The following is a 17,860-nucleotide window of genomic DNA, read 5'->3' on the forward strand; positions in this document are numbered from 1 at the left end:
GGGCATTGGTGATCACGCGGCCGCTTGCTGCGGTTTGCGCCGTCAGGCCGGTCCCGTCGCGTGGCGCCGACCGGCGAGGACCACCAGGCGGCCGCCGATGACCGCGAGGCCCCTGAGGACGGCACCGAACACCGGGGCACCGCTGGTCAGGCCTACGGCGTCACTGAGGTAACCGGCGGACACGTGCAGCAGCCCCGCCGGGACGTACCCGCCGACGTCGAGCGCGGCGTTGGCTCTGCGAGGCGCCGGGGCGGGACGCTGGAGTCGAGAACATCCGGCGATACCTCAAGCCGTCCGCCGAGGCGATTGCCGAGGTGACGAGCTTGCTGGCGCCCGGCGACAGCCGCCGCCTGGTTGCCGCGTACGAGGCGGAACATCTCGGAGATGTGCACCGTGCCGATCGGAACCTATCTGTCGTCAGACTTTGTCATCAATCCCCATCGGATCTGATTGGCTTCGCGCCGCCTCGAATTCCCGGATTGCGCGGGTTCATCGGACGCGCGCCCCCTGTCTCAAACGATCGTTTGACGACAGCTCGGATCGGAGGAATCGGCGGCGGTAGCTGCCGATACGTCGTCATGGATGGTGAAGACCTGGTCCAGGCCGACGATGCGCAGGATGCGGGCGGTGTTGGCGGGGACGGCGGCCAGGGCCATGCCGGCGCCTTGTTCGGTGGCCAGGCTGCGGGCGGAGAGCAGAGCGCTGATCCCGCTGGAGTCGCAGAAGTTCAGACGGGCCAGATCCAGGACCAGCCGTTGACCTGCGGCAAGAGTGAGACGTTCCACGGCCTTGCGGAGCTCGGGCGCCGTGTGGTGGTCGAGGTCACCGGTGATCTCCAGTACGGGACCGGTGGCGGCGTCTCGGGTGGTGATCGTCAATGGGCTCATGTCAGATTTTCACTCGCGGGGGTGGGGAGCGGGGCGGGCACGCCGAGGGCGAGCAGCGCGGTGTCGTCGTCGAGTCCGTCGCCGAAGGAGGCGAGCAGCCCGGACAGGGCGGCGATGAGGGCCTGCGGGCCTGCCGGCGGCTGGTCGGCCGCGAAGGCGCGCAGGGCGTCGTCGCCGTACAGCTGGCGCTCGGGCCCGGTGCGAGCTTCGGTGAGGCCGTCGGTGTAGAGGAGCAAGGTGTCGCCGGGCAGCAGGTCCGTGCGGGCGGCGGCGAACGGGGCTTGGGGCAGGACGCCGACGAGCAGCCCGCCGGGGGTGGGCAGGTAGTCGGCGCTGCCGTCCGCGCGCTGGATCAGCGCAGAAGGGTGACCGCCGGAAGCCAGGTGCACGCTCACGTGGCCGTCGGCGGGTTCGAAGACGCCGAATATGGCGGTGCAGTAGCGGCCCTCGCCGCTGGCGTACCGCTCGTGCAGCACCGTGTTCAGCGTGGTGAGCACGGTTACGGGGTCGGCGTCGTGCAGGGCGGCGGCGCGCAGGGTGTAGCGGGCCAGCGAGGTGACCGCGGCGGCCTGGGGCCCCTTGCCGCATACGTCCCCGAGGAAGAACGCCCACCGGCCGCCGTCCACGGGGAACAGGTCGTAGAAGTCTCCGCCCAGCAGATCCGGGGAGGCTGTGTGGTAGTAGGAGTCGGCCTCAAGTCCCGGCACCACGGGCAGTGCGGTGGGAAGCAGACTTTGCTGGAGGACGGCGAGAGCCTCCTGGAGCCGGGCGCGGTCGGCCTCGGACTGCCGGCGTGCTTCTTCGGCTGCCTTGCGGCCCCGCAGCAGCTCCGCCTCGTAGGCGCGGCGGTCGCGGGCGTCGAAGACGGTGGTGCGGATCAGCAGGGGCTGGTCGTCCTCGCTGGTCTTCACCTTCGAGGTGACCAATACCGGCATCCGGCCGCCGGCGGCTCTGATGTCCAGGGCGATGCCGCTGACCTCGCCCTTCATCTGCAGCAGCGGCGCGAAGTGCGTCTCGTGATACAGCTTGCCGCCTACGGTGAGCAGCTCGGCGAACCGCATCCTGCCCACCACCTGTGACCGCCCCAGCCCCAGCCAGTTCAGCAGCGTAGTGTTGATCTTCGCGATGGTGCCGTCCATCAGTGTTGACAGGTATCCGCACGGAGCCTGGTCGTACAGCTCCTCGGCACTGTCCTCCAGCAGTGATGTGAACACCGCGTCCGTGGCGTCCACGTCGTGCTCCTCACCCGGCTCGGGCACCGACTGGTCGGTGCGGCACATCATCAGGCAGCTCCCACGAAGTCGGTGATCGCTCGTGCGGTGGCCTGTGGTGCGCTCAGCTGCGGGCAGTGCCCTGTCGCCTCCAAGGTGACCAGCCTGCTGCCGGGAATCGTGTCGCGGACGTAGGCGCCGACCTCCCGGGGGGCAATAACGTCCTGCCTGCACTCAAGGATCAGCGTGGGCACCATGACCGTCTTGAGGTCCTCGCGGCTGTCGGACAGGAACGTGGTGCGGGCAAAAACGCGGGCCATGTCCGGGTCGGTCGCGCAGAACGAGGTCGTCAGCTCCTGGCCGAGTTCGGGCCGGTCCTCATTGCCCATGATGACCGGGGCCATCGCCGCCGACCAGCCCAGATAGTTCGACTCCAGCGATTCCAGCAGCTCGTCGATGTCCTCGGCGCTGAACCCGCCCCGGTAACCGTCGTCGTCGATGTAGCGGGGCGAGGGAGCGACCATCACCAGCCGGGAGAGGCGCTGTGGAGCCTTCGCCGCCGCGAGCACCCCGACCATCGCGCTGACCGAGTGTCCCACGAACGTGACATCCCGCAGGTCGAGCTCTTCGCAGAGCTCCAGCACGTCCTGGGCGTAGCCCTCCAGGGAGCTGTAGCGTCGCTCGTCCCAGGCCGAGGGGTCCGCCCGGCCCGAACCCACGTAGTCGAAGAGCACCACTCGGTAGTTCTCGGCCAGCGTGGGAACCACCAGGCGCCACATGTTCTGATCGCAGCCGAACCCGTGGGCCAGCAGGAGCACCGGCCCGTCCGTACGGCCCGTGACGGTGACCTTGTTCCTGCGGCGGATATCCATCCCGCCAGTCTCCCACCCCCCCTCATCACGTCCAGCAGGGGCCCGATGCCGGGTCCGTGATCAACACCGGCCGCCGTCAACCCCGGCCGACGGGTTCCCGGCCAGAACCGCTGGTCATCCAGGTCGCGGAAGCGGAGGGCTGCAGTTGTAGACGAGGCTCATGAACAGGACGAACACCATGTCGGAGTACGAGGCGTTGTCGGTTGCCACCGTCTCCGGCTTGACCCCGCCGTCGAGGTTCAGCAGGGCGTCCAGGATGTGAAGGGAGTCGCGCGGGGTGCCAGGGACGACCATCCGCCCGATGCCCGCGACCTGGACGCTGACGGCGTTGAGCCAGGTGATGCCGCGCCTGAGGAGCCCGTCACCCCAGAACTGCACGAACGGGAGGTGGGCCTGGGCGGCGATGAGAGCGGCGTTCGCCGCGGTGATGGTGTCGGCCCACAGGTAGTACTGGTCGACGTGCACGAGTTGGGACCGGGTCAGCGCCTCGTAGCCGTGGTTCACGACCGGGGTCAGGCCGATGCTGTACGCCTCGGAGACGAGCAGCGCGACCATGGAGGCCGGCCGGTCCTTCATCCGGGTCGTGCCGTCGCGAAGGTGCAGGAAGGCGTTCAGGAACCCGGTCCAGGCATTCACCTCGAACAACAGGTCCGGCCGGCCGATCTTCGGGAGCATCTTCTCGACCCGCTGGCGCACCCGGTCAGCGACTTGGGCTCGCCGAGCGCGCCGAGCTTGTATCCGCGACCTGTTTCAGCATCGCACTCCTTCTGTGGGTGGTCGTTCTGGTGCGAAAGCACCCGTTACCCACATGGACATGCTGCGGATCAGGGCTGGTCGCCCACGAGAGCAGTTGCGCGTGTCTCGAAAGGCTGTGGCGCCCCGGGGAACGAGCCCCGGGGCGCCACAGTTGCGGTCAGACGCCGAACGCCCCGGGATACTGGATGGTGCCCGTCGGGACCGGGCGGGTGTCGTCCAGAGCCATGGCCATCATGGCCTCGTCAGGTACTTCGAAGGGGGCCCGAATACCGAAGCGGGAGGCCGGAGTGAAGCCGAACCGAGGGTAGTAGTCGGCGTGTCCCAGGACGAGAACGAGGTTCTCTCCCATGGCCCGGGCGGCGGCCAGGGCGGCGCGGATGGCCGCGGAGCCGGCACCGGCGCGCTGGGCTGAGGGCAGCACCGCGCAGGGGGCCAGGGCGAGGGCAGGTTGACCGTCGACGTGGCAGCGGGTGAGCAGGGCGTACCCGGCCGGGGTGCTGTCGGGGGCCGCGGCGACCATCGACAAGCCGTCGATCCACGCCTTCGGGTCAGCGCGCAGGGCGTCGACGATGTCGGCCTCGGCGGCGGTGGGGAAGGCCGCGAGGAGGATGTCACGGACGGCGGGGACGTCGTCGGCGGTTTCGGTACGGGCGGTCCAGGTGGTCATGGTTTCCTTCTCGGTGGTGTCGTGGGGGCGGAGGACGTAGGCGGCGTAGTCGTAGTCGCTGCCGTGTTCGCGACGCATGTCGATCTCCGTCCGGTGTGCGGCCAGGGCCTCCGGCATGCCGGGCCGCTGCGGGTCCGCCCGGGCCAGGTGCCGGTGAGCGGCGTGTAGTACTCGTCCCACCAGTCGCTTTCCGGCAGCGGCCAGTGCGCGCGGAGGCGATAGCCGGCGGCCTGCGCGGCGTCGGTGTTCGCGGCGCGGGTGCGCAGGGGGTAGGCCGCGTCCCAGTAGGCGCGCACCGGGGCAGCGGGGTCGGGCACGGTCCATTCGATCTCGGTGACGACGAGGACGCCGCCCGGGGCGAGCAGGCGACGCCAGGCTCGCAAGGCGACGTCGAAGCCGATGGTGTACACGGACCCCTCGGCCCAGATCACGTCGAAGCTGTGATCGGGGACGGGCAGCCGGTCCATCGAGCAGTTGACGACCGTGACCCGGTCGCCCAGGCCCCGGCGGGCCGCCTCGGCGGCGAGGCCGTCCAGGAAGGGCTGGTACAAGTCGACCGCGGTCACGCGCGCACCGGCTTCTTCCGCCAGCAGCAGGGTGGAGCGGCCGGGGCCGCAGCCCGCGTCCAGCACCCGCGGGGACTCGGGCAACGGCCCGGCCATCTGCAGCAGGCGCCGTGTGGTGGCGTCCGAGCCGGGGCCCTGCCGGGGCAGGCCGTGGTGCAGGGCGAAGAACGCCTCGGTCACCGGGTCGGTTCCGGCAGCGCGGTCGGGTGTGCCGGTGTCGTTCACAGCTGGCGCTCCCGGAACTGGTAGGTGGCACGCAGGTGCCGCGTGATGTCCTTCTTCGCGGCCTCGCGGTCGGTGCGCAGCCGGGCGTCGGTGCGGGAGGCCGCGTAGGCGTTCTCCCGCAGCAGTTGGCGGTAGCTGTCCAGACGGCGCTGGGGAATCTCGTCCGCCTCGACGGCAGCGAGCACGGCGCAGCCGGGTTCGCCCGCATGCGCGCAGTCCGCGAACCGGCAGTCCTGTGCGAGGCGTTCGATCTCGGCGAAGGTCTGCTCCAGCCCGTCCTGGGCGTCGTGCAGGCCGACCGCACGCAGACCGGGGGTGTCCAGCAGGACACCGCCGCCGGGCAGCGGAATCAGCTCCCGCCATGCGGTGGTGTGCCGCCCCTTGCCGTCCACGTCGCGGACAGCGGAGGTCGCCAGCCGGTCCTCGCCCAGCAGCTGGTTACCCAGAGTGGACTTACCCGCGCCGGAGGGGCCCAGCAGCACGACGGTGCCGTTCAGGACGGCCGTCAGGACGTCCAGGCCCAGCCCGGTCACGGCGCTGGTGACCAGCACAACTGCGCCTGGTGCTACCTCGGACACCGCCGCTGCGGCCTGCTGTGCGTCGGCACACCGGTCGGCCTTGGTGAGCACGACGACCGGCTGGGCGCCGCTCTCCCAGGCCAGGGCGAGCATGCGTTCGGTCCTGCCGTGCTTCAGCGGGGTGTCCAGCGACACAGTCACCACGACCGTGTCGATGTTGGCGGCCAGGACCTGGCCACGGGAGGTACGCGAAGCGGTGGATCGGACCAGGGCGGTGCGTCGCTCCAGTACCGCGTGCAGCATCGCTCCGTGATCGGTGGTGGCAGGACGTACGGCGGCCCAGTCGCCCGTGCACGGCGGCGACAGCGGATTCTTCTGATCGGCGGCACCGGGAATCTCCGCACGGAGGATTCCGGCGTCGGTGACTGCTTCGCACGAACCGCGTTCGGCTCGCACGATACGGGCCGGGATCAGGCCGGCATCGCGATGGGGAGCGAAGGCGTGCTCACACGCCTCGTCCCAGCCGTAGTCCGCCAGGGAATACGGCTGAGCATGGTGAAAAGTAGATGGGGACAACGTAGAGACCCTTGAACGAGGGCCCCGTTGAGCACGAAGCTCCACACCCGTGAGCCATCGGCTCGGGCGGGGGGAACGTCAGGTCAGACCGGGGCCCGGGACGTGAGGATGGTCCGGCGTGCGCTGCACACGGCAGCGGCCTTCACGGCAGACATCAACTCACCTCCCCTTTCAGGCTCCGCAGTTGACCCAGTTGTCCCTGCGAAATCAACGTTATCACGTCCGTCCTCGGCGTCGGGCAACGCCGGGGACGGAGGGCGTCGGTGCACGGGGACCCAGATACGGCGACGGGCGGCAGGGCCGCGCTCCGTGGGGGGCTGTGACGGATCCGGTGGAGCGCCCACCCGCCCAGGTCCTCGATGTACTGGGCCGACTCGGAGGTATTCCTCGGCCACGGCGACACCCCACTCGGCGCGCGGGGGAAGCAGTGCGCGGCTTCAGCGATCGGGAGCAGTCGCACGGGGCCTTCGGCGATCTCGCCTGCTCGCAGTGCGACCTGGCTACTGTCCGGCTGTACGCCGAGAACCTGGCTGGCGCGGCAACGGCGCTCCGGCCTGTCCGCGGACTGGCACCGGGCATCACTCTGTGGCCCCGCTCTGTCTCGGTGAGGTGCACGGTGTCGCCGGGCCGCGCGTAGTTCAGCAGCGCGGGCTGCTGAAGGGTGGAGGCGGCTGGACGTGCCCGGGTCTTCCTCGAAGACGGCCGGGTCCTCGATCCCGGCCTCGTCCAGGACGAGGTTCTGCCGGGCGGTCGATGTCCTTGCGTACCCGATCCGGACCGGCCGCTTGGTACGGGGCGCGGGCACGATGGTGAGCGCCGGGCCCAGCTTCCACGCGCGGCCCGGGCCGGTCGGCGACGACAGAGATCTCCAGTTCTTCGCGGAGCACGGGGACGAGGGCGAAGCGCGGGGTGTGGTACTTCGCGGCGGTTTTCCCGCCCCGGGCGCGGCAGGGGCTACCGGCGGGCGCGTCGCAGTTCGGCAGTCGTGACGTTCTACCGCCAATGCTGCCCTGATCGGGCGTGATCCCTTCCGGTGCTCTCGCGGAACTCTCACAGGTTCGCTTATGAGAAGGGCCGCGCGCGACAGCCGCAGCTGCCCGGTGCGACTGAGCTCATGCAGAGTCGGCGCCGCGGCGCAGCGTGAACCAGAAAGTCGGTGCCGGGTTCGTGCCGGGCGTCACCTCGTCCAGCTGCCACCCGGCGAACCTGGCTCTGAGTTCATCCGCAGTGACGCCGGACCACGAGTCGTCAAACGCCCTGGGCCCGTACCCGAACATCAGCAATCGGGCACCGGGGGCGGCACGTTTGGTGAGGCCGGCTGCGTAGGCGTCGCGGCGGTGTGGGGGAATCCCGCAGTAGCAGCTCAGGTCGAAGAACAGGTCGTACGGACCGGGCACGCCCACCTCGTCGAGACGGGTGGCGTCCCCGCACAGCACCGTGACGTCCGCTCCTGCAGCGTCGGCCTTCTCCCGAGCCTGCCGTACCGCGCGGTCGACCAGGTCGACGGCCGTCACCCGCCAGCCGTGCCGGGCCAGGTACACCGCGTTGGTCCCGGTGCCGCAGCCGAGTTCGAGGACCTGGCCCGGCATCAGCGCAACGGGCCCCTCTGTCAGGGCCACCAGCTCGGGCGGCGTGATGCCGCTGTCCCACGGCGGCTTGCCGTCCCGGTAGAAGTCCTCCAACACGCGGCGCACAAAACCCTCTTGCTCGAGCTCCGCAGCCGTCCGAGTCTCACTCATCGCTACCCCTCCAAGAAATTAGAGTTCATCTCTAGTGACTGACTCTAGAGATAGACTCAAGGCATGGATGCGGTCAAGGGATCCGACGGACAGAACATCAAGTGCCCCGACAAGAGGGCCGAGCGCTCGCGGCGTACCCGCGAGAAGATCGTTGCGGCGGCGCGGGAGCTGTTCGTCGCACAGGGGTACGGTGCGACAAGCCTTCAGGAGGTTGCGGATCGCGCGGGTGTGGCCGTCCAGACCGTGTACTTCGTGTTCCGGAACAAGCGCGCGCTGTTCAAGGACGTCGTCGACACGTCGATCGCGGGCGACGTCGAACCGGTCGCCACGATGGCCCGCGACTGGTTCCGCGCCGCGTGCGCCGAGCCCACCGCGGCCGGGCAACTGCGCGCTCACGTACGGGGTGTACGCGACATCCTCGGCCGGGTCGCCCCGATCATGCCGTTGATCGCGGCTGCGGCCGCGACGGACCCGGAGATCGCCGCGCAGTGGCCCGCCGGCCCCGACCCGCGCTATACCGTCCAGCACGCCGCAGCGAAGGCACTGACCTCCAAGCCCGACGCCCGCCCCGATGTCGATACCGCCCGCGCCGCCGACCTGCTGTACGGGCTGCTCAGTCCGGAGCTATACCTGATCTTCGTCCGCGACCGGGGCTGGTCCCCCGACGCCTGGGAGGAGTGGGCATGTGCGGCCCTGACTACCCACCTCTGCACAGACCACGAGTAGGCCACCGACTCTTCGGCGACAGCCGCCGAAGCAGAGTCCGCGACCGGCTACGGCTGCGGAAGCTGACCGGGGCGCTCACGCCGCTGCACCGTCGTCATCATCGTCAAGCCCGGCAGCGTCCGGGGCGCGCGGCGGACGCAAGGCCCCTGCGATGCCGACTCCCGTGGCGACTTCGCTGGAGGTGTCGACCAGCGCCGCTCCGATGGTGGTGCGGTTGGCCGACAGGCCACGCATCACGTTGGTTCCGGCGACGACACCCACCACGCGCATCCCGGCGGCGACGAGCACGAGCGCGAGGGCGACCCACACGTACCCGAAGCGGCCCAGCAGCGCGTGGACGGCGAGCCCGCACACGACGGATCCGGCACCGAGCCAGGCGGCCTTGTCGAAACCCACACACTTGCGCAGCGGCCCGATGAGAGCACCGCCGGCGATGAGTACGACGACCGGCGGCAGCATTCCCAGGGCCGCTCGAGCCGGCGTCCAGCCCCAGTCGAGCTGGAGCTGGAGAGTTTACGAGGTAACCGAGTCCGGCCACTGCGAGGCCCGATGCGCCCTTGAACGCCAGCCCGCTGGACACAAGCGGGCGGGCGACGAGTTCGAGGTCGAGCAGCGGATGGCGGGTGCGGCGCGCGCGGACGACGAACAGCGTCGCCACCACGACGGCCGCTGCCGTGGTCAACCAGGGGAGAAGCGATGCGGCGCCCGCGTCGACGAACAGCGTCGGTGCGACCAGCGCGGACACGATCGCGGCCGTGCCGAACAGGACACCGGGGCCGTCGACGGGGTTGCGGTGCAGTTCGTCCTTCCGGTTGGCGGGGATGCCACGTCGAATGCCGATGAAGGCGAGCGTGGCGATCGGACGTTCACCAGCAGCAAAGCCTGCCACGGAGCGAACGCGAGCACGAAGCCGCCGGCCGTGGGCCCGATCGCGAGTCCGACCAGTCCCACGGTCGAGATGAGCGTTGTCGCACGGACGCGGAGCGTGTCCTCGTCGAGCAGCCGGAACGCCTGGGCGAGGGAGCCTGGCGTCGTCATCGCAGCCGCGACACCCATGGCCGCACGGACCGCGATGAGCTGCTCTGCCGTTGTGACGAGAGAGGTCGCCAGGCTGGCCGCACCCAGCAGTACCAGCCCAAGCAGCATGATCTTACGGCGGCCGACCCGGTCTGCCAGCGCGCCGAAGGCCGGCATCAGTCCGCCGAATACGACGGCGTACACGCCCGTGACCCACTGCAACTCTGCCGTGGATGCCGAGAGTCGGCGGCCGATGGTCGGCAATGCGACGTTGCGGATCGAGTTGTCGAGCATCTCGAACAGGAACACCGCTGACAGGCCGGCGAGGGCTGTTCACGCTTCCCGCAGGGAACGAGGCGAACGGGAGGATGGGGGATCCCCTATGCCTTTGGTCAAGGGAAACCGGGGTGTGGGGGGTCGGCATGCCGGGGCAGTCGAGCCGGTGGCGGCACGGTGGCCTGGACCGGGGGTCAGGTGATGAGAAGGGTGGTGATCCCTGCCTGCCTGGTCAGCCCCTGGGGGGACTGGCAGGCCGTGAGATTGAGGACTGGCTCCACCACGGTGAAGACCGCGTGCTTCCCGGTGAACACTCCGGCGGTGATGGGACCGGTCAGGGTGAGAACCGTCTGGCCGTTGACGTTCGTGACCGTACGGGTGAAGGAGAGCGTGCTGCTCTGTCCGTCGCTCCAGTGGAACGTCTGCGTTCCGGTGGTGGTACTGAGTAGGTCGAGGCAGTCGAGCGTCACAGTCACGGTCCCCTGGCTCGTGCCGCTCGTTATCTGGGGCTGGGTCAGCGACGCGCGCACACCCCGAGGGCTGCGGCGTAGGTGACCGTCACGCTCTGGGGCACCAGAGTGACGCCGGGAGAGAAGGAGACGGTCTGGTTACCCACCGGGCAGACCATGTCGCCCACCAGCGAAGGCGAGGCCTGTGCGGAGGGAACGGCCAGCAGGCCCGCTGTCAGGACTGCGAGCACGGACAGCAAGGTGGCGGGCTTTCTGTGCCGCCGGGGCGAAGAGAGGGCATGGAGGGCCAGCCTTTCGTACGTGAGCCGGCGGCGGTTCCGCCGACCGCACCGTGGACGCAAAAGCGCGGGTTGGGCGGGGCGGGAACGCTGTCCCGCGTCTTTCCGATTGTCCGAGCGGCGTACTCGGCGCGTCTACAAACGTGCAGCGAGCGGCCGAAGCGCATTTCGCGCACCGGGGCCTCGGCTCTACCCGGCCGGGCTACGCGTTACTCGGTCCGTGCCGGTATGGAGTGGGTGCGGCTCCTTGCAAGGGACGCAGGTGACCTGCGGGTACGTTGATTGTGAGTTTCCCCCGGGATGCGGGAGAAGGCGGACCGCGCGGTCACCGCGAAGGCTTGTTCCTCGTCCGAGGCGCCGTCAGACCATGTCGTAGCAGGCCGCTTTCGGCTCGCCCTCTGCGGCGCTGCTGGCCCGCGCAGACCTCGGCTATGCCCGCTTCCTGGCCCGCGCCACCGAGACTCCCACGGCCAGCACAACCGACACGACGCCCGCCCCGAAGCAATCCTCGGGGCGGCGTCAGCACGATCGCGGCGCTGCCCGCTTGCAAAGAGCTGAGCGTTAGGATGCGCCGCAGTTGACCATGAACGGGGAGAGTGTTTCGTGCGAGCCGCGTATCGATCTGTCATGTGCCTGATATCCGCTGTCGTCTTGAGTGTCCTGGCGGGCTGTTCCGGCGGTTCTTCCGAGGGTTCCGGCAAGGTTCCAGAGGCTGGGCAGGCGGCGGGGCCCGCGGCCCGTGCGAAGGCGTTCGATCCTCCGTTGAAGTTCGGCGAGGGGGTGAAGCCGGAGTACGACGAGGATGTCAAAACACGGGGGTTTGCGCTGCTGGGTCCCAGGGCGTACATCCGCACGGACGCGGGGCTTGACGCCTACGACGTCGCGACCGGCAAAAAGATCTGGTCGTCTGCCCTGGTCCGCGAGGGCCGTTACACCGGCACGGCGGGGGAGGACCTCGACGACCGGCAGATTCCGCCGGTGTTCGTGGAGCAGGGCGACCGTACGGTGGCGCTCTACGCGTACTCCGATCACACGAAGGGCACGGGCACCGCAGTCGACCGGACCGATGTCTACCTGCGGGCCGTCGACGCGGACTCCGGCAAGGTGTCCTGGACGACCCAGTTGCCGGCGGCGACCGGCATGGGAGTCGGTGACATGGAACCGGTCGTTGTGGGGGCGCAGGACGGAACCGTGATCGTCATGGCTCTCACCAGCCTTGAGGAATCGAGCGGTGACGGCGAGAGCGCCGTCACCTACGCCGTCGATGTGGGCACGCAGCGGGTGAAGTGGCAGGAGCAGGGCTTTGCCGCCTCCGCTGTCGACAGCGGTATCGTCGCCGGTGCGCAGGTTGGGGACGGTGCGGGCTTCCAGAGTCTGCTCGGCTGGAGCGCCGACGAGGACCCGCTCACGCTCACCGGCCGGTCGGTCACCGACGGCTCGGTGTCCTGGAAGGACGAGGGCAGCCGCGGCTTGGTGATGGACCCAGTGGGTGGCGGCCTGTTCGTTTCGAACTTCGCGTTGCACGACATCCGCACCGGAAAGCCTGCGGCCGGCGTCGACGGCGGTGACATGCTCTCCTGCTACTACGACCAGCAGTCAGTGGTGGTGTGTGAGGGCGACGATTACGTGTGGGGGGTGGAGGCCAGCAGCCGCAAGGTGCTGTGGGAAATCTCCGGGGAGAACCCCGCTCGTAAGCTGCCTTCGATCGAGGGGGCGTTGCACGGTGTGGTCTACGGCTCCACCCCGGACCGCGTCATCCTCGACGCCAAAACGGGGAAGGACAAGACGACCTTCACCGGCCCAAGCCTGTATCTGGTCAACGAGTACGCCGCCATGGATATCGACATGGTCACTTATCCCGCTACCGGCTGAGAAGCGTGCCTGGATGGTCCGGGGAGGCCGCAACAGGTACAGCTTGCACGCGGCGCCCGCCCCGAAGGGAAGCCAGGGGCGGGCGTCGCGCTGAGCTGTTAGATGTTTCGGGTCATGACGTTGTTGACGCTCCTGGCAGGGCATATCCGTGCAGCAGCGGTGTGCCGGGGCTCGTCGCTCCATGTCTGGCGCAGCGCACCCGAGGAGGTGGCTTCAGGTAGTCGGGGCCCAGAGTCGGTCGGCTGCACCGCGGGCGAGGTGCTCGGTGTAGACGGCAACCTTCCAGGTGATGACGGACCGGCACTCCTCCAGTGCCTGGATCTGTGCGTCGACGCGCTGTCGATGGGTGTCAAGCAGGTGCAGGCGTTTCGCTTCGTTGCCCGGTCCGTGACGTACCAGTTCGGCGAAGTGCTTGAGGTCGGTGAGCGGCATGCCGGATTCGCGGAGTTTGACACAGATCAGCAGCCATTCGACGTCGACGGGGGTGTAGCGCCGCCGGCCGCCCGATGTGCGTTGGACGGGTCCGACGAGTAGGCCCTGGCGCTCGTAGAAGCGCAGCGCGTGCACGCTCAGCCCGGTGCGCTCGGCCACCTCGCCGATGCTCAGCGACGGCGCGGCAGCCTCGCTGGTCGTCATCCCGCTCACCCCTTGACTTGATCTAGACCTCGCTCTAGATCGTAGCGTCCGCGGCATGACCATTACTGATCAGCAGCCGCTCGGCTCGCCCTTCTCTGCCTCCACCACCGCCGAGGACATCGTGGCCGGCCTCGATCTCTCCGGGAAGACGGCCGTAGTCACCGGGGGCTATTCCGGGCTCGGCCTGGCCACCACACTGGCGCTGACGGCCGCCGGAGCCCGGGTCATCGTTCCCGCCCGCCGCCCCGACGTTGCCCGTGCTGCTCTGCAGGAGGTGAAGAACTGCGAGGTCGTCCCCATGGACCTGGCCAACCTCGCCAGTGTCCGCTCGGCCGCCGCGCACCTGAGCGACCGGCTCGACCGGGTCGATGCCCTGATGGCCATCGCCGGTGTCATGGCCAGCCCGGAGCGGCGCGTCGGGCCCGGCTGGGAAGGCCAGCTCACCGCCAACCACTTCGGGCACTTCACCCTCGCCTGCGAGCTCTACCCCCTCTTGGCCGCCGCGGACGGGGCACGCGTCGTCGTCAACAGCTCCGCCGGACACACCCTGACCGGCATCCGCTGGCATGACCCGCACTTCCGTACCGGCTACGACAAGTGGCTGGCCTACGGCCAGGCCAAGACCGCCAACGCCCTGTCCGCCGTGCACCTCGACGCCATCGGGCAAGCCGACGGCGTCCGGGCCTTCGCCCTCCACCCCGGCAAAATCATCACCGGCCTCCAGCGCGAGATGGCCTTGAAGGAACAGATCGACCGCGGCTGGGTGGACAAGCACGGCAATGTCATCGGCGAGGGCTTCAAGACCCCCTCCCAGGGCGCCGCCACTGGCCTGTGGGCCGCCACCTCCCCACTCCTCGACAACCGGGGCGGCCTCTACCCGGAGGACTGACATCGCGTGTGTCTCCGCCCCCGGAACCCCCATGGACGGCGGCGGCGTCCGCGCCTATGCCATCGATCCCGACGAGGCAGCCCGGCGCTGGGACCTGTCGCTCGCCGCGACCGGCGCCATGCCGATCACCCGATGAAGGCGCGCTCCGCATCTGCCGCGCTGCTCGCCGCTGCGGCGCGCAGCACGGTGCGGACCGTCCCCGGGCCGATCACGGCCGCGCCGGGCAGAGACCTCCGGCGTTCCGCCATCTGAGGCCAAGGGATCTAGTGCTCTGACCGAAAACGATCACCGGGTGGCGTCGAGAGAATTTGCACCGGTTGAATGTGACGACACGTCCGATTGGTGCGGGGAGGCGAGATGGCAGAGCCGGTCAGGGTTCGCAGACTGACCGAGCAGGAGGGTCACTAGCTGCAGCGGATTGTGCGACGGGGCAGCACCAGTACAGTGCGCTTCCGTAGAACGATGATGCTGCTGGCCTCGGCGGGCGGGAACACCGTCCCGGTGATCGCCAATCTGGTGCAGGCGGACCAGGACACCGTCCGTGATGTGATTCGCCGCTTCAACGAGGTCGGGCTGGCCTGCCTGGACCCTCGGTGGGCGGGCGGCCGTCCCCGTCTGCTCAGTGATGACGACGAGGAGTTCGTCATCCGGACGGCCACCACCCGACCCACCAAGCTCGGCGAGCCCTTCACCCGATGGTCGATCCGCAAGCTCGTCGACCATCTGCGGCGCAACGTCGCCCGTCCGATACGCATCGGCCGCGAGGCCCTGCGCTGCCTGCTTCGCCGTCGCGGCGTGACATTTCAACGGACCAAGACCTGGAAGGAATCCAGCGACCCGGACTTTGACGCCAAGCTGGACCGGATCGAGTACGCGTTGACCGAGCGGCCCGATCGCACCTTCGCCTTCGATGAGTTCGGGCCGCTCGGCATCCGCCCCACTGCCGGGGCCTGCTGGGCGAAGGCGGGAGAGCCCGACCGGTTGCCGGCGACCTTCCACCGCACCCACGGGGTCACGTACTTCCACGGTTGTTACGCGGTAGGCGACGACTCCCTGTCCGCCCACAAGAACGCCCGCTAACTGCGGTGGGCAGCCCACAACAAGGTCGAGCTGTGCTTCACCCCGACGAACGCGTCCTGGGCGAACCCGATCAAGGCGCACTTCGGGCGGCTGCGGCAGTTCACCCCTGCCAACTCCCACCCCAACCACACCGTTCAGACGCAGAAGTTGCACCGTCATCTGCACTGGCGCAACCAGAACGCCCGCCATCCCGACGTCCTGGCCGCCCAACGACGCGAACGCGCCCGCGTCCGCAGCGAGAAGGGCATCCGCTGGGGTGGACGGCCACTCAAGGCCGCGGCCTGACGCCCTGCCTCAGCTGAGGATCTCGGCCGTCTTGGTCATCGGCCCTCCTGCGTCACCGGTGTTCATCGTTCCCGCCGGCTCGAGCAACAGGATCGCGGTCTCCTCGTGGGCCACGGTGCAGTGCTCGACCCCGCGAGGAACTACGAACAGCTCGCCGGGTTCCAACACCACATCGCCATCCCTGAGCTGGATGGTGAGCCGCCCGCTGATGACCAGGAGCAATTCATCGGTGTCCTCGTGGGTGTGCCAGACGAACTTCCCCTTCAGTTTGGCCAACTTGACCTCGTAGTCGTTGAGTACCGCCACCTTCTTCTGCGACCACAGCTCGCTGAACTGCGCGAGCTTGTCGGCGAGGTTGACGGGAACAGCTGACGTGGACATACGGCATCCTTCCTCAGGACCGGGCACCGGAATCGGCCTCTCAGGCCCTCCGGCCGGTGTTACGAGCCTGCCGTGCCCCGACTCCGCAGGTCTTGTACGTTCCTGGCATGGCCTCCGACCGCCCCCTCACGTCCATCAGCGCCTGGCGGCCGCCGGTCCCCGGGATCGCCGAGGTCTTCCACGCCCACTTCACCGACCACGCATACCCGGCCCATACCCACGACACGTGGGACCTGATGATCCTCGACGACGGCTCCGTGGACTTCGCACTCGACCGTCACCGCCACGGGGCGACCGGCAACACCAGCGTCCTCCTGCTTCCTCCCGGCATCCCCCATGACGGGCGGACCGTCACCGAATCCGGGTTCCGCAAGCGCAACCTCTACCTCGACGACTCCGTACTCCCGCAGCATTCGGCCGGCCGGGCGGTGGACACCCCGGTCCTCAACGATGAACTGCTGCGCGGCCGGATCGACCAGCTGCACACCGCTCTCGTCCATCCCGGAGACGGCTTCGAGGCCGAGTCCCGCCTCTCGTTCATCCGAGAGCGGCTCCATTTCCACCTCGCTGCGCTCCAGCCCCGCGCACCGGGGCGTGAGGCAAACCGGCTCGCCGCTCAGCTGCGGGAACTACTGGACTCACGGACTCGCGCCGGCCTTTCCCTGCACGATGCCGCGGCTATCCTGCATGCCCACCCCACCCATCTGATCCGCTGCTTCAAGCAGACATACGGCCTTCCGCCACACGCCTACCTCACCGGCAAGCGGATCGAACACGCCCGTCGCCTCCTGCTCGACGGCCACCGACCCGCTGAGGTCGCCACAACCGTCGGATTGCACGACCAGGCCCACCTCAACCGACACTTCACACGCCACGTCGGCACCACCCCCGCGCGCTACCAGCACACTCGCACCGGTTCGTGCCCAACTACCTCTTGAGCCCTCGCATCGGATGCTCGCCTCAAAACGCCCCCAATAGCCTCCGCCTGCGAAGATCAACCCGGCGAACCTAGGTCGTGGGGCGTCTCGACCTGAAGCATGTGAGTCCCGCGAAAGCACATCGAGCGGACCGTCGGCGAGGACCAGAAGGCGCAGGACCTCCGGCTCGGTGCGTGGATCGGGAACCAGCGCAGCCGGGCCGCGACGCTTTCTCCGGAGCGGGTGAAGCGGCTCTCCGCAATTGGGATGCGGTGGATTTGAGGCACCGGGCCCCGGGCACCCCCGATGGTGAAGCGGGCCAGGCCCTCGCGGCCGCCGGGGCGTCGGCGCCGCGGCGGAGAGACAGGCGCTGCTGGAGCCGCTCGAATGCAGGCAGCCCGCCTCCCAGACCACCAGCTCGCCGTCCAGCCCGGCCTCGGGCAGTTGCGCGAGGGCGGCCTCCCGGATCTCCGGGAACGCGGCGACCATGCCCGTGCCCCGCCTTGAGCGCAGCAGCACCCGCCCGTCGGCCCAGTGGGCGAGCTGGGCGCGGTAGCCGTCCCACTTCGGTTCCGCAGCGGCGCCGGGCGGAAGGTCGGGGGCGGTGAGCATCGGAGCGGGCAGCGTCTACGTCATGGCTGATGCCTTTCACCCCGAGCAGCAGGTGTTTGCCTGACTGCCTGGTCAGCGCAGCGTTCCCTCGCGCCGTTGGCGTGCGCGGCGTGTGGCGGCGAGGTAGTGGGCGCACCGATCCGCGCCCGTGGGGCAGCGTGTGAGGCCGCTCTTACGGCCGGTTCGAGCTGGACATGAGCAGCCGCCTTGACCTGGACCTGGTCGACCAGGCGGCCAAGATCCCCGGCCCACGCAGCCCTAAGAAGCCATCTCATTTGGGTGACTCGGTAGTCTGTGAGTCATGGTGGAGATCGTTGAGCGGCTGGTGCCGGACGAGTTGTGGGAGTTGTTCCAGCGGGTGGTGCCGGAGGCGCCGTCGCGGCCGCAGGGTGGTGGTCGGCGTC

At 69.1% G+C, this 17,860-nt stretch carries 16 protein-coding genes and 7 pseudogenes; 7 read left to right on the top strand and 16 right to left on the bottom strand.

The genetic code is table 11. The features are described 5' to 3' along the window. Positions 1-42: 42 nt before the first annotated feature. The 9 genes and pseudogenes from AB0P41_RS14100 to AB0P41_RS14140 form a co-directional block, all read right to left on the bottom strand. A pseudogene (locus AB0P41_RS14100) lies at positions 43-272 on the bottom strand (MFS transporter); the annotation flags it as partial. 240 nt (positions 273-512) lie between these two features. Next, the gene (locus tag AB0P41_RS14105) at positions 513-887 is read right to left on the bottom strand and encodes an STAS domain-containing protein (RefSeq protein WP_365932084.1); all 375 of its coding nucleotides are present in this window, start codon (positions 885-887) and stop codon (positions 513-515) included. After that, the gene (locus AB0P41_RS14110; RefSeq protein WP_365932133.1) at positions 884-2,167 is read right to left on the bottom strand and encodes a SpoIIE family protein phosphatase; all 1,284 of its coding nucleotides are present in this window, start codon (positions 2,165-2,167) and stop codon (positions 884-886) included. Before AB0P41_RS14110 ends, AB0P41_RS14105 begins: the two co-directional genes overlap by 4 nt. Before the next feature lie 2 nt (positions 2,168-2,169). Then, positions 2,170-2,970 (bottom strand): alpha/beta hydrolase, encoded by an 801-nt coding sequence (locus tag AB0P41_RS14115; RefSeq protein ID WP_356706709.1) that lies wholly within the window; start codon positions 2,968-2,970, stop codon positions 2,170-2,172. A 101-nt stretch (positions 2,971-3,071) separates the two neighbouring features. Continuing rightward, positions 3,072-3,704 (bottom strand): annotated as a pseudogene (locus AB0P41_RS14120) (Tn3 family transposase); the annotation flags it as partial. Positions 3,705-3,883: 179 nt separating this feature from the next. Next, entirely contained in the window at positions 3,884-4,471 is a 588-nt protein-coding gene (locus AB0P41_RS14125) for an N-acetyltransferase (RefSeq protein WP_365932088.1), read from the bottom strand. Next, positions 4,390-5,184, bottom strand: a complete 795-nt coding sequence (locus AB0P41_RS14130) for a class I SAM-dependent methyltransferase (RefSeq protein ID WP_365932090.1) — start codon at positions 5,182-5,184, stop codon at positions 4,390-4,392. The genes AB0P41_RS14125 and AB0P41_RS14130 overlap by 82 nt, the downstream gene beginning before the upstream one ends. Next, positions 5,181-6,158 (bottom strand): ribosome small subunit-dependent GTPase A, encoded by a 978-nt coding sequence (rsgA, locus tag AB0P41_RS14135; RefSeq protein ID WP_356706705.1) that lies wholly within the window; start codon positions 6,156-6,158, stop codon positions 5,181-5,183. The genes AB0P41_RS14130 and rsgA overlap by 4 nt, the downstream gene beginning before the upstream one ends. A gap of 1,232 nt (positions 6,159-7,390) precedes the next feature. Further along, positions 7,391-7,972 (bottom strand): class I SAM-dependent methyltransferase, encoded by a 582-nt coding sequence (locus AB0P41_RS14140; RefSeq protein ID WP_365932092.1) that lies wholly within the window; start codon positions 7,970-7,972, stop codon positions 7,391-7,393. Between the two features lie 108 nt (positions 7,973-8,080). Here AB0P41_RS14140 and AB0P41_RS14145 point away from each other — a divergent pair, with 108 nt between their 5' ends. Continuing rightward, positions 8,081-8,743 carry a helix-turn-helix domain-containing protein gene (locus AB0P41_RS14145; protein WP_365932094.1) on the top strand — a complete coding sequence of 221 codons (663 nt, stop codon included), beginning with the start codon at positions 8,081-8,083 and terminating at the stop codon, positions 8,741-8,743. A gap of 75 nt (positions 8,744-8,818) precedes the next feature. Here the strand turns inward: AB0P41_RS14145 and AB0P41_RS14150 are convergent, their stop codons facing one another. From AB0P41_RS14150 to AB0P41_RS14165, 4 genes are all read right to left on the bottom strand, one after another. Further along, the gene (locus AB0P41_RS14150; RefSeq protein WP_365932096.1) at positions 8,819-9,202 is read right to left on the bottom strand and encodes a hypothetical protein; all 384 of its coding nucleotides are present in this window, start codon (positions 9,200-9,202) and stop codon (positions 8,819-8,821) included. Between the two features lie 219 nt (positions 9,203-9,421). Further along, positions 9,422-10,069 carry an MFS transporter gene (locus AB0P41_RS14155; protein WP_365932097.1) on the bottom strand — a complete coding sequence of 216 codons (648 nt, stop codon included), beginning with the start codon at positions 10,067-10,069 and terminating at the stop codon, positions 9,422-9,424. Between the two features lie 161 nt (positions 10,070-10,230). Continuing rightward, positions 10,231-10,512 (bottom strand): hypothetical protein, encoded by a 282-nt coding sequence (locus tag AB0P41_RS14160; RefSeq protein WP_365932099.1) that lies wholly within the window; start codon positions 10,510-10,512, stop codon positions 10,231-10,233. Between the two features lie 38 nt (positions 10,513-10,550). Further along, complete coding sequence (locus AB0P41_RS14165) at positions 10,551-10,736, bottom strand: hypothetical protein (RefSeq protein ID WP_356706695.1); 186 nt, start codon at positions 10,734-10,736, stop codon at positions 10,551-10,553. Positions 10,737-11,435: 699 nt separating this feature from the next. Here AB0P41_RS14165 and AB0P41_RS14170 point away from each other — a divergent pair. Then, a complete protein-coding gene (locus tag AB0P41_RS14170; protein WP_365932103.1) occupies positions 11,436-12,656 on the top strand; it encodes a hypothetical protein in 1,221 nt (406 codons plus the stop codon). Between the two features lie 213 nt (positions 12,657-12,869). Here the strand turns inward: AB0P41_RS14170 and AB0P41_RS14175 are convergent, their stop codons facing one another. After that, entirely contained in the window at positions 12,870-13,292 is a 423-nt protein-coding gene (locus AB0P41_RS14175; RefSeq protein WP_365932105.1) for a MerR family transcriptional regulator, read from the bottom strand. A 55-nt stretch (positions 13,293-13,347) separates the two neighbouring features. Between AB0P41_RS14175 and AB0P41_RS14180 the strand changes: the two are divergent. Both AB0P41_RS14180 and AB0P41_RS14185 read left to right on the top strand, forming a co-directional pair. Further along, a pseudogene (locus AB0P41_RS14180) lies at positions 13,348-14,317 on the top strand (oxidoreductase). Positions 14,318-14,589: 272 nt separating this feature from the next. Further along, positions 14,590-15,546 (top strand): annotated as a pseudogene (locus AB0P41_RS14185) (helix-turn-helix domain-containing protein). A 9-nt stretch (positions 15,547-15,555) separates the two neighbouring features. Here the strand turns inward: AB0P41_RS14185 and AB0P41_RS14190 are convergent. After that, entirely contained in the window at positions 15,556-15,927 is a 372-nt protein-coding gene (locus AB0P41_RS14190) for a cupin domain-containing protein (protein WP_365932107.1), read from the bottom strand. Positions 15,928-16,034: 107 nt separating this feature from the next. On the opposite strand from AB0P41_RS14190, the gene AB0P41_RS14195 reads away from it, so the two are divergent. Together AB0P41_RS14195 and AB0P41_RS14200 are read left to right on the top strand one after the other, a co-directional pair. Further along, a complete protein-coding gene (locus tag AB0P41_RS14195; RefSeq protein WP_365932109.1) occupies positions 16,035-16,865 on the top strand; it encodes an AraC family transcriptional regulator in 831 nt (276 codons plus the stop codon). Between the two features lie 105 nt (positions 16,866-16,970). After that, a pseudogene (locus AB0P41_RS14200) lies at positions 16,971-17,126 on the top strand (helicase associated domain-containing protein); the annotation flags it as partial. A gap of 177 nt (positions 17,127-17,303) precedes the next feature. On the opposite strand, the pseudogene AB0P41_RS14205 reads toward AB0P41_RS14200, so the two are convergent. Next, positions 17,304-17,456, bottom strand: a pseudogene (locus tag AB0P41_RS14205) (ATP-dependent DNA ligase); the annotation flags it as partial. A 301-nt stretch (positions 17,457-17,757) separates the two neighbouring features. Here AB0P41_RS14205 and AB0P41_RS14210 point away from each other — a divergent pair. Further along, positions 17,758-17,860 (top strand): annotated as a pseudogene (locus AB0P41_RS14210) (IS5/IS1182 family transposase); the annotation flags it as partial.

The organism is Streptomyces sp. NPDC079167 (genome assembly GCF_040686735.1).
GTDB lineage: Bacteria > Actinomycetota > Actinomycetes > Streptomycetales > Streptomycetaceae > Streptomyces.

What these genes read in the sequence shown, in the direction of transcription:
- AB0P41_RS14115 (WP_356706709.1), bottom strand. Translation starts at nt 2,970, where the DNA reads ATGGATATCCGCCGCAGGAACAAGGTCACCGTCACGGGCCGTACGGAC.
- AB0P41_RS14125 (WP_365932088.1), bottom strand. Translation starts at nt 4,471, where the DNA reads ATGCGTCGCGAACACGGCAGCGACTACGACTACGCCGCCTACGTCCTC.
- AB0P41_RS14105 (WP_365932084.1), bottom strand. Translation starts at nt 887, where the DNA reads ATGAGCCCATTGACGATCACCACCCGAGACGCCGCCACCGGTCCCGTA.
- AB0P41_RS14150 (WP_365932096.1), bottom strand. Translation starts at nt 9,202, where the DNA reads ATGCTGCCGCCGGTCGTCGTACTCATCGCCGGCGGTGCTCTCATCGGG.
- AB0P41_RS14175 (WP_365932105.1), bottom strand. Translation starts at nt 13,292, where the DNA reads ATGACGACCAGCGAGGCTGCCGCGCCGTCGCTGAGCATCGGCGAGGTG.
- AB0P41_RS14110 (WP_365932133.1), bottom strand. Translation starts at nt 2,167, where the DNA reads ATGTGCCGCACCGACCAGTCGGTGCCCGAGCCGGGTGAGGAGCACGAC.
- AB0P41_RS14195 (WP_365932109.1), top strand. Translation starts at nt 16,035, where the DNA reads ATGGCCTCCGACCGCCCCCTCACGTCCATCAGCGCCTGGCGGCCGCCG.
- AB0P41_RS14190 (WP_365932107.1), bottom strand. Translation starts at nt 15,927, where the DNA reads ATGTCCACGTCAGCTGTTCCCGTCAACCTCGCCGACAAGCTCGCGCAG.
- AB0P41_RS14145 (WP_365932094.1), top strand. Translation starts at nt 8,081, where the DNA reads ATGGATGCGGTCAAGGGATCCGACGGACAGAACATCAAGTGCCCCGAC.